The 13,444-nt window shown below is 67.2% G+C and carries 11 protein-coding genes; 3 read left to right on the forward strand and 8 right to left on the reverse strand.

The genetic code is table 11. The features are described from left to right. The first annotated feature begins 76 nt into the window (after positions 1–76). Positions 77–2,029 carry a M13 family metallopeptidase gene (locus AC1DC5_RS07880; RefSeq protein ID WP_441404152.1) on the forward strand — a complete coding sequence of 651 codons (1,953 nt, stop codon included), beginning with the start codon at positions 77–79 and terminating at the stop codon, positions 2,027–2,029. A gap of 124 nt (positions 2,030–2,153) precedes the next feature. On the opposite strand, the gene AC1DC5_RS07885 is transcribed toward AC1DC5_RS07880, so the two are convergent. From AC1DC5_RS07885 to AC1DC5_RS07905, 5 genes are all read right to left on the reverse strand, one after another. After that, the gene (locus tag AC1DC5_RS07885; RefSeq protein WP_476864759.1) at positions 2,154–3,752 is read right to left on the reverse strand and encodes an LCP family protein; all 1,599 of its coding nucleotides are present in this window, start codon (positions 3,750–3,752) and stop codon (positions 2,154–2,156) included. Positions 3,753–3,835: 83 nt separating this feature from the next. Continuing rightward, the gene (gene era, locus AC1DC5_RS07890; protein ID WP_476864760.1) at positions 3,836–4,795 is read right to left on the reverse strand and encodes a GTPase Era; all 960 of its coding nucleotides are present in this window, start codon (positions 4,793–4,795) and stop codon (positions 3,836–3,838) included. Next, positions 4,779–6,110 (reverse strand): hemolysin family protein, encoded by a 1,332-nt coding sequence (locus AC1DC5_RS07895; RefSeq protein WP_441404155.1) that lies wholly within the window; start codon positions 6,108–6,110, stop codon positions 4,779–4,781. The genes era and AC1DC5_RS07895 overlap by 17 nt, the downstream gene beginning before the upstream one ends. After that, complete coding sequence (ybeY, locus tag AC1DC5_RS07900; RefSeq protein WP_441404156.1) at positions 6,107–6,580, reverse strand: rRNA maturation RNase YbeY; 474 nt, start codon at positions 6,578–6,580, stop codon at positions 6,107–6,109. Before ybeY ends, AC1DC5_RS07895 begins: the two co-directional genes overlap by 4 nt. Next, the gene (locus AC1DC5_RS07905; protein WP_441404157.1) at positions 6,577–7,665 is read right to left on the reverse strand and encodes a PhoH family protein; all 1,089 of its coding nucleotides are present in this window, start codon (positions 7,663–7,665) and stop codon (positions 6,577–6,579) included. The genes ybeY and AC1DC5_RS07905 overlap by 4 nt, the downstream gene beginning before the upstream one ends. A 563-nt stretch (positions 7,666–8,228) precedes the next feature. On the opposite strand from AC1DC5_RS07905, the gene AC1DC5_RS07910 reads away from it, so the two are divergent. Beyond that, entirely contained in the window at positions 8,229–9,122 is an 894-nt protein-coding gene (locus AC1DC5_RS07910; protein ID WP_441404158.1) for a GerMN domain-containing protein, read from the forward strand. 171 nt (positions 9,123–9,293) lie between these two features. Here the strand turns inward: AC1DC5_RS07910 and AC1DC5_RS07915 are convergent, their stop codons facing one another. The 3 genes from AC1DC5_RS07915 to hrcA form a co-directional block, all read right to left on the reverse strand. Continuing rightward, a complete protein-coding gene (locus tag AC1DC5_RS07915) occupies positions 9,294–10,115 on the reverse strand; it encodes a 16S rRNA (uracil(1498)-N(3))-methyltransferase (protein ID WP_441404159.1) in 822 nt (273 codons plus the stop codon). A gap of 2 nt (positions 10,116–10,117) precedes the next feature. Beyond that, a complete protein-coding gene (dnaJ, locus tag AC1DC5_RS07920; RefSeq protein ID WP_441404160.1) occupies positions 10,118–11,245 on the reverse strand; it encodes a molecular chaperone DnaJ in 1,128 nt (375 codons plus the stop codon). Between the two features lie 99 nt (positions 11,246–11,344). Further along, on the reverse strand, positions 11,345–12,358 hold the full coding sequence (gene hrcA / locus AC1DC5_RS07925) for a heat-inducible transcriptional repressor HrcA (protein ID WP_441404161.1): 1,014 nt from the start codon (positions 12,356–12,358) through the stop codon (positions 11,345–11,347). A gap of 231 nt (positions 12,359–12,589) precedes the next feature. Between hrcA and AC1DC5_RS07930 the strand changes: the two genes are divergently transcribed. Then, a complete protein-coding gene (locus AC1DC5_RS07930) occupies positions 12,590–13,438 on the forward strand; it encodes a DUF3097 domain-containing protein (RefSeq protein ID WP_441404162.1) in 849 nt (282 codons plus the stop codon). The last annotated feature ends 6 nt before the right edge of the window (positions 13,439–13,444 follow it).

The raw sequence follows: 13,444 nt of genomic DNA on the forward strand, positions 1-13,444 counted from the left end.
TACCTCCGCAACGTCCACCATGCAGACCGGCGACCCGTAACAAGACGGCGCCGGGCTGCCTCTCAAAGGAGCATCTGTGCCACTTTCGGGGATCGCCCTGTCCAATATCGACTCCAGCATCCGGCCGCAGGATGACCTGTACCAGCATGTCAACGGCGCCTGGCTCAAGAGCACTGAGATTCCGGATGACCGTCCCCTGGAGGGGACGTTCACGGCGCTGCGGGACGGCTCGGAACTCGCGGTGAAGGAGATCATCGAGGACGCGGCGGCCCGCGGCGCCGAGTCCACCGGGATCGAGCAGAAGGTCGGGGACCTCTACAACAGCTTCCTGGACGAGGCAACCGTGGAGGCCAAGGGCCTGGACCCGATCAGGCAGCGGCTCGCCGAAGTTTTCGCCACGGAGTCGGCCGCCGACATCGTGGCACTGTCCGGCCGCCTGTTCCGCGCGGACGTGGGCGGCCTGTTCTACATCTATCCCGCCCCCGACGCCGGAAACCCGGACCGGATCCTGCTCTACACCGGCCAGGGCGGCCTCGGCCTGCCGGATGAGTCGTACTACCGCGAAGAAAAGTTCGCTCCGATGGTCCAGGCCTACAAGGAACACGTGCAGGCGGTCTTCGGACTGGCCGGTGTCGCCGGCCCGGAGGAAGCGGCGGGCCGGGTAGTGGCGCTGGAGACCGCGCTGGCCTCGCACCACTGGGACAAAGTCACGCTGCGTGACCCGCAGAAGACGTACAACCTGAAGACCGCCGACGAGGCGGCGCAGCTCTTCCCGCTGCTCACCACGTGGTTCGACGCCGCCGGAATCGCACCGGAGAAGCGTGCGGACCTTGTGGTGAGCACCCCGGACTTCTTTGCCGGGGCGGCGTCGCTGCTGGACTCCGAGCCGCTGTCCGCCTGGCAGGAATGGCTGGCCCTGCGGGTCATCAGCGCGGCCGCCCCGTACCTGTCCGCGGCGTTTGTCGATGCGAACTTCGCCTTCTACGGCACCACCCTCAGCGGCACGCCGCGCAATAAGGACCGGTGGAAGCGCGGGGTCGCCGTCGTCGAGGCCGCGCTCGGCGAGGCGGTCGGCCAGATCTATGTTGCCCGGCACTTCCCGGATACCCACAAGGCGCGTATGGAGTCGCTGGTCGCGAACCTGATCGAGGCCTACCGCGAATCCATCACGGGCCTGGCCTGGATGGGTGAGGACACCAAGCATGAGGCGCTGAAGAAGCTGGATTCCTTCCGGGCCAAGATCGGCTTCCCGGACAAGTGGATTGACTACTCCGCCGTGGAGATCGATCCGTCGGACCTGCTGGGCAACGTGGAGCGCGCGCACAGCGCCGACGTCGACCGGCACCTCGATGAGGTGGGCAAGCCGGTGGACCGGGAGAAGTGGCTGATGACGCCGCAGACGGTGAATGCGTACTACCACCCGCTGCTCAACGAAATCGTGTTCCCTGCCGCCATCCTGCAGCCGCCCTTCTTCACCGCCGACGCCGACGATGCCGTCAATTACGGCGGCATCGGCGCCGTCATCGGCCACGAAATCGGCCACGGCTTCGACGACCAGGGCTCCCAGTACGACGGCAGCGGCCTGCTCCGTAACTGGTGGACGGAGGACGACCGCACCGCCTTCGAGGCGCTGACCTCGAAGCTGGTGGCCCAGTTCGATGCGCTCTCCCCCACCGCGGCGCCGGGACACAACGTCAACGGCAAACTGACCCTGGGCGAAAACATCGGCGACCTCGGCGGCCTGGCGATCGCGTACAAGGCCTACCTCATCAGCCTCGACGGCCAGGAGCCGCCGGTCCTGGACGGCCTGACCGGGGTCCAGCGCTTCTTTGCGTCCTGGGCTGCCGGCTGGCGGCAGGTCATGCGGAGCGAGGAAGCCATCCGCAGGCTCGCCACCGATCCGCACTCGCCCAACGAGTTCCGCACCAACCAGATCGCCAGGAACCTCGATGCCTTCCACGAGGCCTTCGGTACCGCGGAGCAGGACGGCATGTGGATGCCCGCCGCCGAGCGGGTCAGCATTTGGTAGGAGACCGTCTCGGGTAACCAAGAAGGGCCGGCCGCGGGAGCATTTCCCGCGGCCGGCCCTTCTTCGTTGGGCGGCTCTACGCTGCCGGGCCTTACGCTGCCAGGTCCTTTGTTGACGGGCCGTGTCAGCGGGTGATCAGGAACGGGTTGGCCTGCTGGCAGACGACGTCGCCGGCGGTCTGGTTCACGATATCTTTGGGCAATGCCACCGGGGCGTCCCCGCCCGGGTTGCCTCCCACGAGGTCGCTGCCCAGGTAGACCTGGACGCCGGAGACGCCGGCGGCCGGCAACACCTGCGTCGCCGGAATCCCCAGCAGCGCGGCAACGTCGGCGGCAACGTCGGCGAAGCCTGTGCCGTAGTACACCGCGGTGGCCGCTACCGGCCTGGCCGCGAGCTGGCCGAGCTGGGTGAAGCCGCCGGCGGTGAGGGCCTTGATGATTTCCTGGGTCCGTGCCGGAGTCCCGGATCCGTTCGCCACCGTGATCGGCTGCAGCGTCTTGTCGTAGGCGGCGGCCGTCTCGCTCGGGGCCGGCTCGGCGCTGGCACTCGCGGACGTGGACGGGCTCGGCGTCGCCGTCGGGTCCGTCAGGTCAACGTCCTTGCGCATCGCGGCGAAGAGCTGCGAAGCGGCAGGCTCGGCCATCTGCAGCCGGTTCGGGTCGCTGGCCGCAGGCACCGTCGGCACCGCCACGAACGCGACCTTGCTGACGTCGATGTCCTTCAGCCGGTTCCCGACGGTCAGCAGGGTCGGAATGGAGGCCATGCCCTCGTCAATGGTCAGGTTCCTGGTGACGACGTCCGCGATCTGGAGCGTCTTGGCGGGGTTGCTCAACGTGCCGTCGTCCTTGATCTTGCGGACCAACGAGGACAGGAACCCCTGCTGCCCCTTGATTCTGCCGAGGTCGCCGCCGTCGGCGAAGGCGTGCCGTGCGCGCAGGAACGCCAGCGCCTGCTCGCCCTGGACCTTGGACGTTCCCTTCGGGAGCCGCAGCCCCGAATCCGGGTCGTAGACGGCGTCGCTGATGCAGACGTCGACACCCCCGACGGTGTTGGAGAGTTCCTTGACCGAATTGAAGTCGGCCATCATGAAATGGTCGATTTCCAGGCCCGTGAGCTTGTTGACGGTGTCCACGGCGCAGCCAATCCCGGCCTCGGACATGGCAGCGTTGATCATCACGTTTTTCTGCGCCGGGAATTCCTTCTTGGATTCCTGGTCGGTGCATTTCGGCATGTCCACCAGCAGGTCGCGGGGGAAGCTCACCACGTTGACGCGCTTGTTGTCTGCCGAGATGTCCAAGAGCATCATGACGTCCGAATGCCCGTAGCCGGTGGAGTCGCTGGCCCCGCCGTACTGCGAGTTCTTCCCGTCGCGGGTGTCGGAGCCGAGAATCAGGATCTGCAACCTGTCCCGCGAATTGTCCACCGCGCCTTCGGTCTTTTCGCCGCCGGCGCCGAGGGCGGCCTTGCTGATGTTTCCCTGCAGCCGGACCGCCCAGTAGGCGCCAAAGGCGATGACACCAACCAGAAGGATGGACACCACAGCCGTCCCGATTTTCAGCCAGCCGGGCATGCCGCGGGCCACACCCAGATGCCGTGCCGGTCCGACGGCGGGATCATCCGTGTGCCGGGCAGCAGAACCTGACCGAACCGGGGATCCGGTTCCGCCTGCGCGGTCTTCACGGGGTCGGGACACAGTTGAGCCTACTTTCACGAACGGGTTCATCCATTTTAGAGTCCGAATCTGGGAAATCCCCGATGGCCGGCTCCGTGGGAGCGGCGCGGGCGCCGCCAGGGTTCGGGGTGCCCCTAGAAACCGAGCTTTACAAGCTGCTTCGGATCACGCTGCCAGTCCTTGGCGACCTTCACGTGCAGATCGAGGTAGATGCGGGCGCCGAGCAGCGCCTCGATCCCCTTGCGCGCGGTGGTGCCGACCTCGCGGAGCCGGGCACCGCCCTTGCCGATGATGATGGCCTTCTGGGAAGGGCGCTCCACGTAGAGGTTCACGCGGACGTCGAGGAACGGCCGGTCCTCCGGCCTGCCCTCCCGCGGAACGATCTCATCGACGACGACGGCCAGGGAGTGCGGCAGTTCGTCGCGGACGCCTTCCAGCGCGGCCTCCCGGATGAGTTCGGCGATCATCACGGCCTCCGGTTCGTCCGTCAGGTGACCGTCCGGGTACAACGGCGGCGACAGCGGCATGTGGCCGATCAGCACGTCCGCGACCGTGTCGACCTGGAAGCCGTCGGTGGCTGACACCGGCACGATGTCCTTCCAGCCTTCTTCGCCCAGGACTTCCCGGCCCAGGGCGGCGACGGCGAGCAGCTGCTCCGTGAGGGCCTGGCGGTCCACCGTGTCCGCCTTCGTCACGATCGCGATCACCGGTTTGTTCCCGATGGCGGCGAGCTGAGCGGCGATGAACTTGTCGCCGGGGCCGATCTTCTCGTTGGCTGGCAGGCAGAAGCCGATGGCGTCGACTTCCGCGAGGGTGTCGGCGACCAGTTCGTTCAGCCGCTTCCCCAGCAGGGTGCGCGGGCGGTGCAGGCCCGGCGTATCCACCAGGATCAGCTGTGCGTCCTCGCGGTGCACAATGCCGCGGATCGTGTGGCGCGTGGTCTGCGGCTTGGCCGACGTAATCGCGACCTTCTGGCCGACCAGGGCGTTGGTGAGGGTGGACTTGCCCGCGTTGGGCCGCCCGACCAGCACCGCGAAACCGGCGCGGTAGCCGCCATGGGCCGCTTCGGCGTCGGACTTATTCTGCTTGCTCACGTGAGACTCCCTGTTGGATTGGTGCGGCCTCGTCGAGAAGGTCTTCAAGGTCAGTTTCTTCTTTTAGTACCGCGGCCGCAATGATGTGGCTGACGCGGTTCCGCCGGCCCTCGAGCCGGTCGGCACGGAGGGACAGCCCGTGGACGACGACCGTGCTGCCGACGATCGGGACCCGGCCGAGGGCTTTGGCGAGCAGGCCGCCCACGGTGTCCACTTCGTCGTCGTCGAGCTCCAGGTCGAAGAGCTCGCCGAGGTCATCGATGCTCATCCGCGCGCTGACCCGGTAGCTTCCGTCGCCGAGTTCCACCGCTTCCGCGCTCTCGGTGTCGTACTCGTCGACAATCTCGCCGACGATCTCCTCGATGAGGTCCTCGAGGGTGACCAGTCCGGCGGTGCCGCCGTACTCGTCGATGACGATCGCGACGTGCGTCGATTCCTTTTGCAGCTCCCGCAGCAGCTCGCTCACCGGCTTCGAGTCCGGCACGTAGCGGACGTCGCGGGCCAGTTCGTCAACAACCGGGGGCTCCTCGCCCGGGCCAAGGTTATGGAGGACGGCGGCCACATCCTTGAGGTACACGATGCCCAGGACCTGGTCCGTGTTCTCGCCGATCACCGGGATCCGGGAATAGCCGGACAACAGGAACAGCGACATCGCCCGGTGCAGGCTGGAACCGGAGTCGATGCTCAGGATGTCGGTGCGTGGCACCATGACCGAGCGGACCAGGGTGTCGCCGAAGTCGAAGACGGACTGGATCAGCTCGGCTTCGTTGTCCTCGATCACGTCGGACTCGGTGGCGCGGTCCACCAGCTCCCGGAATTCCTCTTCGCTGAAGAACGCCTCGTTGTCCGCCGGAGCCCCGGGGGCCACGGCGCTGCCCAGTGCGACCAGCCAACCGGGAATCGGCCCCAGCACCCAGCACAGCCAGCGGATCAGGGGGGCGCTGAAGCGGACCAGGCCGGCCGAGTGCACCCGGCCGAGCTGCCGGGGGGAGACGCCCACAATCACGAATCCCAGCAGCGCCATGATTCCGGTGGCGATCAGCCCCGCGAGCCAGATGTTGTCGAGCAGGCTGGTCAGCAACACCGTCACGGCGACGGCGGAGGCCATATCGAACCAGATGCGCCAGAATCGCAGGGCACGCATGTGCGCCACGGGCTGTGCCATGATGCGCTTCAGCGCGGCGCCGCGGCTCTGCAGGATCGCAGCCTCGGCATCGTGCCGGGACAGGTAGTTGAAAGCAGATTCGGCCGCGGTCAGGAATGCGGCAAAGCTCAGGAAAACCAGCGCCATTCCGGCGAGGATCAGTGGCGTCACTGAATCGTCTCTGACGGCGCGTCTTTGCCGGTGAAGGCAGAGAGCAGTTCGCGCTGCAGGCCGAACATCTCTTCCTTCTCCTCCGGTTCGGCATGATCGAAGCCGAGCAGGTGCAGGATGCCGTGCGTCGTGAGCAGCAGCATCTCGTCCTGGGTGGTATGGCCGGCGTTCATCGCCTGGACCTCCGCGACCTGCGGGCAGATAGCGATGTCGCCGAGCATGCCCTGGGGCGTGGGCTTGTCCGGCGTGCCGGGCGTCAGCTCATCCATCGGCACCGACAGCACATCGGTGGAGCCCGGCTCGTCCATCAGTTCGATGTGCAGCTTCTCCATGGCCGGCTCGTCCACAAGCAGGATGGACAGCTCGGCCTGGGGGTGGATGAAGAGGCGTTCGAAAATGAACCGGGACAGCTGCACCAGCTGGGCCTCGTCGACCGTCACGCCGGATTCGTTGTTGACCTCGATGCTCATGCGCCTTCTCCCCGCTTGTCACGGGCAACGGAATGTTTGACCCGGTTCCTCTGGATCTCGTCCCACACGCTGTAGGCGGTGACGATGTCGCCGACCAGGCGGTGCCGGACGACGTCGGAGGCGTCCAGGACAGTGAAGTTGACGTCATCGATGCCCTGGAGGATTTCCTCCACGATCCGGAGCCCGGACCGGGTGCCGAAGGGCAGGTCCACCTGCGTGACGTCACCGGTGACCACCATCTTGGAGCCGAAGCCCAGGCGGGTTAGGAACATCTTCATCTGTTCCGGAGTGGTGTTCTGTGCCTCGTCCAGGATGATGAAGGCGTCGTTGAGCGTGCGTCCGCGCATGTAGGCCAGCGGGGCGACCTCGATGGTCCCGGCCGCTATCAGCCGCGGAATGGATTCGGGGTCCATCATCTCGTGCAGGGCGTCGTAGAGCGGGCGCAGGTACGGGTCGATTTTGTCGCTGAGCGTGCCAGGCAGGAATCCGAGCCGCTCCCCCGCCTCGACGGCCGGACGGGTCAGGATGATCCGCGAGACTTCTTTTTGCTGCAGCGCCTGGACGGCCTTCGCCATCGCCAGGTACGTTTTGCCGGTACCCGCCGGCCCGATGCCGAAGATCACTGTGTTGTCGTCAATCGCGTCAACATAGTTCTTCTGGTTCAGCGTCTTCGGCCGGATGGTCTTGCCGCGGCTCGAAAGGATGTTGTGCGTGAGCACCTCAACCGGGTTCTGCAGGGACTGGGTCCGGAGCATTGACACCAGCTGCTGCAGGACAGCGGGCGTGATGATGGTGCCCCTGGCCACGAGGCCACGGACCTCGTTGAGCAGGCGCATGATCCTGGGCACGTCGGCGGCCGGCCCGCTGATGGCGAGCTCGTTGCCGCGCACGTGGAAGTCGACGGCCGGGAACTGTGCCTCAATGAAGCGCAGGGCTTCGTCATGACTGCCAAGGGACTGGACCATCTGATCGGAGCTGTCGAACAGGACTACCTCCGTCCGCAGCCCTGGTAGGGAGTGGGGGAATTCACCTGCGGAGCGCTCTCCAGCGCTGGTCCGGGCCTTGCCGTTCGCTGCTTCAGTCATGGTGTTGGCCCGCGGGCCTCTGGTCCCCTCCAGTTCGGAAATGGTCTGCCCGCTGATCCGGCCCGACGGTGCTTGTCTGTGAAGGCGGTTCGCACCTTCCGGTTCCGGGTGTCAGCGGGTCCTTTTATCTTACGCCAGTGACTGGCTGCGTATGCCGCCGGCCTGACGGCTTGTCGAGCCAGCCTCGGCCCCGGTGTCTGCTGTGTTTATGACTGCGTTCATGACTGCGTGTCTGGCTGCGTTTTCGGGCTGTGCTTCTGGCTGTGATTCTGACTGTGATTCTGACTTCGTTTCCGGATTTAGGTATCAACTTCGCATCGGCCTCATATCGTTCCCGTTGCAGTTCCGGCCCGCCGGCCGAATCCCCGGATTCGTGCCGGACCCGTGTGCCATGCTGGAAATTGGCCACCGGCACGGCGCTTGCAGCCCGGCTGCTGGCGCATGGACCGGCAACACCGGCAGACAAACGCCGGCACACGAACACCAAGCAGATAAGGGCAGCGGCGATCAGACGACGCGGGATCGGACAGACAACAGCAGCAGGCGCGCGGATACGACCGCGCATGCTGCTGCTGATGCTGCCCGCTGCGCTTGTCCTGTCCGGCTGTGTGGCCACTCCCCAGCCCGGCATCACGAACTCCAACACTCCCTCGCAGGTGATGTCCGCCCAGGCATCGGCGGCGACCACGAGTGCGCCGCTGGAGACCACGCAGGCTTCCAACAAGGCGCCGGTCTACTGGATCGGCCGGAGCAATGACAACACGTTCCTCTACCGGGAGTTCCGTGACGTCCCGGAACAGGACAACCCGGTCACCCGGGCGCTTCGCGTGATGATGTCGCAGAAGCCGCTCGATCCGGACTTCTTCACGCCCTGGCAGAACCCCAAGAAGCTGGCGTCCTCCATCTCGGGCAAGAACGTCATCACCGTCGACATGTCCGCGGACGCATTCAACAGCAATGTGGATCCTGCCATGGCCGAGCGCGCGGTCCAGCAGCTCGTGTACACCGCGACGGCGGCCGCCGCCAGCGCCGGGCTGATCGACTCCGGCCAGCAGATCCAGGTGGTGGTGCTCGTGGACGGTCACACCGACTACGTCGCCTTCAACCACGTCCGCCTCGGCGCCCCGACCTCGCGCAGCACCGGGATGGTCGCCCCGGTCTGGATCATTGATCCCCAGGAAGGTACCTCCCTCGCGGACGGCGCCGTCAAGGTCTCCGGCCGCAGCACAGCTCCGGGAGGCGAGCTCCGGTGGGAGATCCTGCGGATCGACGGCAGCATCAAGACCAGCTACCTGAAAGGTACGGTCACCGCCTCCGCCGAGGCCGGCCAATCGGGTGCCTTCAGCCTCTCGGTAAACCTCGGGCCTGGCAACTACGAGGTCAGGGTGTCCCAGCTTGAGGCCGGCAACCCGGCCGGCGAACTGAACGTCGACACCCGCGGGTTCACGGTCAAGTAGCCCGACCCCTGCCCGAACCCGTCCGCGGCCCCGTAACGGCCCTCCTGAACGCTCAGAACGGCGGTGTGGGCCCACTCCGCCAGGGTTCCCTGGCCGAGTTTGCGAGGCGAGGGTGCCGGTGGGGAGGGTGCCGGTGGGGAGCAGTCGATTGCTTCTTAAGCCGGTCCCGGGCTACCAGCGGCCCAGAATATCGCTGGCGAGGACCGTCGCGGCGGGGCCCGCCGTGGACGACCGCAGCACATGGTGTCCCAGCAGGGCCGTCACGGCGCCGGCGTCGCAGAGCCTGGTCACTTCGCGCGGGCTGATGCCGCCCTCGGGACCCACGATCAGCAGCACCTCGCGGCCCCCGCGGGACCCGTCGCCCTCGGTCAGGTCGGCAGCAGGCAAGTCAGCAACAGGCAATTCACCAGCGGAGTCGGCCTGCCAGGCCCCCAGCACCTCGCGCAGCGGACGCACGGCGTCCTCGTGCAGGATGATCGCGAGGTCCGCGGCGGCCACCGCCGCCTGCAGCCCGGCGCCGTCGACGGCGGAGCGAACTTCCGGGATCCATGCCCGCCTGGCCTGCTTCGCCGCTGCCGTGACCACCGACTGCCACTTGGCGTGCGCCTTCGCCGCACGCTCGGCCTTCCAGCGGACGATCGACCGTTCGGCCTGCCACGGCACAACCGCGTCGATTCCCAGCTCGGTGGCGGTCTCGGCCGCGAGCTCGTCCCGGTCGCCTTTCGCGAGAGCCTGGACGAGGACCAGCCGCACCGCTGGCCGGGGCTCCTCGAAGAGCCCGGAGCAATGCACCGTCAGCTCATTCGGGGCGACGGCGGCGACGGCGCCGGTCAGGCGCTTGCCGGCGCCGTCGGCGATGTCCACAGGCTCCCCCACGGCAAGACGCTTCACCGTGACGGCATGGCGGGCTTCAGGTCCGTCGAGAACGAAGTCGGAACCGGGAACCAGCCCGTCCAAAGTGCCGGGGGCAGTGAAAAAGACCGGGTTGCTCACCGCTACAGGTTACCGAGCCGGTCCCGAAGCTTCGCGAAGACCCCGCCGCTCGCTGCGAGCTTCCCTTCGGTGAACTGCTCACCGCGCAGCTTCGCGAGCTGGCGGAGCAGGTCCTCCTGGGCGGCGTCGAGCTTGGCGGGGGTGTCCACCTGAAGGTGGACCTTGAGGTCGCCGCGGCCGTAGCCGCGCAGGTGGGTGACGCCGAGCCCGCGCAGCGTAATGACCTCACCGGACTGGGTGCCCGCCTTGACGTCGATCTCCTGCTGGCCGTCGAAGGTGTCGAGGGTGAGCTCGGTGCCCAGCGCCGCCGCCGTCATGGGGATGTTGAGGCTGGCGTGAAGGTCGTCGCCGTCGCGCACGTACGTGGCGTCGTTGTTGACCCGGATCTCCACGTAGAGGTCGCCGGCGGGGCCGCCGGCAGGGCCGGCCTCGCCCTGGCCGGAGAGCTGGATGCGGGTGCCGGTGGCGACGCCGGCAGGGACCTTGACCGTCAGGGAGCGCCGGCTGCGGATCCGGCCTTGGCCGGCGCATTCGTTGCAGGGGTCCTTGATGACAGTGCCGAAGCCCTCGCAGGAACCGCAGGGCGCTGCGGTCATGACCTGGCCGAGGATGGAACGGACGGCGCGCTGGACCTGGCCGCTGCCGCCGCAGATGTCGCAGCGTTCCGGGTGGCTGCCTTCACGGCAGCATGAGCCCTCACACGTGGGGCAGGTGACAGCCGTGTCGACTTCGAGTTTCTTGTTGACGCCGAACACGGCGTCGCGGAGGTCGATCCGGACGCTGATCAGGGCGTCCTGGCCGCGGCGGACCCGTGAGGCCGGTCCGGCCTGGCCGCCGGCGCCGAAGAAGGTCTCGAAAATGTCCTGGAACGCGAAGCCCTGGCCGGAGTAGCTGCCGCCGCCGAAACCGTTGTCGGTGCCGTTCTCGTTGCCCGTGGTGTCGTAGATCCGGCGCTTCTGCGGATCGGACAGGACCTCGTAGGCGTGCGTGACCGCCTTGAACCGGTCCGAAGCGTCATCCCCGGGGTTCACGTCCGGGTGGAGGGTCCGCGCCAGTTTGCGGTAGGCCTTCTTGATCTCTTCGCCCGTAGCTTCGCGGGAGACTCCAAGAACGTCGTAATGGCTGCTCAAAGTTGTATCTCTTCCTTTTTGTACTGCCGGTGGGGCACTGCCTGTTAGGGGCAAGAAGTCTGGTGTCAGAATGTCTGGACGGGCGCGGTGTGCCGTCCGTCAGGGGCCGAGAATCCTTGAAAGGTAGCGGGCCACCGCACGGACGGCGGCCATGGTGGTGGGATAGTCCATCCGGGTGGGACCCAGCACGCCGACCTTCGCCGTCGCGTCCGGACCGTAACCGGTCGCCACCACGGAGGCCTCGGCGAGCCCCACGTACGGGTTCTCCCGGCCGATGCTGACCGTCACGCCCCGCGGGTCCGCGGCCATGTCGCTCAGCAGGCGGAGCATGACCACCTGTTCCTCGAGGGCTTCCAGTACCGGGCCGATGCTCAGCGGGAAGTCCACGTTGGAGCGGGCGAGGTTGGCGGTTCCGGCCATGACCATGCGCTCCTCGCGGCTGCTCGTGGCCAGCGCCTCGAGGCCGCGGGCCAGTGCCTGGGCTGCGGCGCGCCGCGCGGGCGGGCAACTGCCAACCACGGACTGCAGTGACTGCGGCAACAGGTTCAGCGGCGTCCCGGCGAGGCCGCCGAGGAACCGCGTGCGGAGTTCAGCCAGGGCCTCGTCGCCGAAGTCCTGCCCCACGTCAATGACCCGCTGTTCCACCTTGCCGGTGTCCGCGATCAGCACCATAAGCACCTTGCGGGGCGCCAGCAGGACGAATTCGATGTGCCGGACCTTGGCGCGGCTGAGATGCGGATACTGCACGACGGCGACCTGGTTTGTCAGGTGCGCGAGCAGCCGGACTGTCCGGTCCAGGACATCGTCGAGGTCGTCGGAACCCTCCAGCAGGGCCTGGATGGCGCGGCGTTCTGCCGGTGAGAGCGGCTTCACCGCCGAAATCTGGTCCACGAAGAGCCGGTAGCCCTTGTCGGTGGGGATGCGGCCGGCACTCGTGTGCGGCGCTGTGATGAGGCCCTCATCCTCCAGGGCTGCCATGTCATTGCGGATCGTGGCACTGGATACGCCCAGGTGATGCCGTTCCACAAGGGCTTTCGAGCCGACGGGTTCCCGTGAATGGACGTAGTCCTCCACGATGGCGCGCAGCACTTCGAGTTTGCGTGGTTCGCTCACGCTCCACCTCCCTTCGACTGTCCCGCATCCGGTGCCGCCGTTCGCCGGCCGCACCGCACGCTCTGCTGGCACACGGCATGTTGGTTAGCACTCGACATGCCTAAGTGCTAACCAGTCTAATATGAGTCGCCGCGTTGTTAGCATTGGATTCGCTCCGGGCGTTCTTCCCGGGGCAAGTGTTTTCGGGCACAGCCCGCCATAGCAAACCGATCACAAAGCAGTGTGGAACCGATGTCGTACCAGAACTGGGGCCCCCAGGACCTGTCCGCCCCCGCCAAGGCCCAGCTTCCGGAGGTGCCGGTGGAACGCGGCATGGTCCTCGAAGATGTGCAGTCCGGCTGGGTGGGCGCCGTGACCCGGGTGGAGAAGTCCGGCGGGATGCACGTCGTCGCCCTGGAGGACCGCCGCGGCAAGTCCCGCTCCTTCCGGCTCGGCTTCGGCTTCCTGCTGGACGGACAGCCGATCCGGCTGATGCCGCCCGCACCCCGGGCCGCTGCGGCCGCCGCCGGCAGCAGAACAGCTTCCGGCTCCGTCCGGGTGGCGGGCCAGCGCGCGCAGGTCGCCAAGGCGAGCCGGATCTGGGTGGAAGGCAAGCACGACGCCGAACTCGTCGAGAAGGTCTGGGGTGACGATCTCCGGGTGGAGGGCATCGTCGTCGAACCGCTGCACGGCATCGACGACCTCGCCGGGGCCGTGGCCGCCTTCCGGCCCGGCCCCGGGCGCCGGCTGGGTGTCCTGGTGGACCACCTGGTCCCCGATTCCAAGGAGTCCCGGATCGCCGACGCCGTCATGGCATCGCCCGGGGCGGCCGGCAACGTGCTGATCGTCGGCCACCCCTATGTGGACGTCTGGCAGGCGATCCGGCCCGGTGTGCTGGGGATCGAGAAGTGGCCGGTGATCCCCCGCGGCGTGGATTGGAAGACGGGCATCCTGATGGCTTTCGGCTGGCCGCACAGCACCAAGGAGGACATCGGGCTGGGCTGGCAAAAACTCCTCGGCGCGGTCCGCAGCTACGCCGACCTGGAACCCTCCCTGCTGGGCCGGGTGGAGGAGGTCATCGACTTCCTCACCGTTCCCTGAGGAGCC

It is taken from the genome of Arthrobacter sp. 10L424, assembly GCF_056395325.1.

Excerpts from the sequence above, each read along its gene's own strand:
- AC1DC5_RS07885 (WP_476864759.1), bottom strand. The coding sequence starts at position 3,752 with ATGAACCCGTTCGTGAAAGTAGGCTCAACTGTGTCCCGACCCCGTGAA.
- ybeY (WP_441404156.1), bottom strand. The coding sequence starts at position 6,580 with ATGAGCATCGAGGTCAACAACGAATCCGGCGTGACGGTCGACGAGGCC.
- AC1DC5_RS07905 (WP_441404157.1), bottom strand. The coding sequence starts at position 7,665 with ATGACTGAAGCAGCGAACGGCAAGGCCCGGACCAGCGCTGGAGAGCGC.
- AC1DC5_RS07910 (WP_441404158.1), top strand. The coding sequence starts at position 8,229 with ATGCTGCTGCTGATGCTGCCCGCTGCGCTTGTCCTGTCCGGCTGTGTG.
- AC1DC5_RS07930 (WP_441404162.1), top strand. The coding sequence starts at position 12,590 with ATGTCGTACCAGAACTGGGGCCCCCAGGACCTGTCCGCCCCCGCCAAG.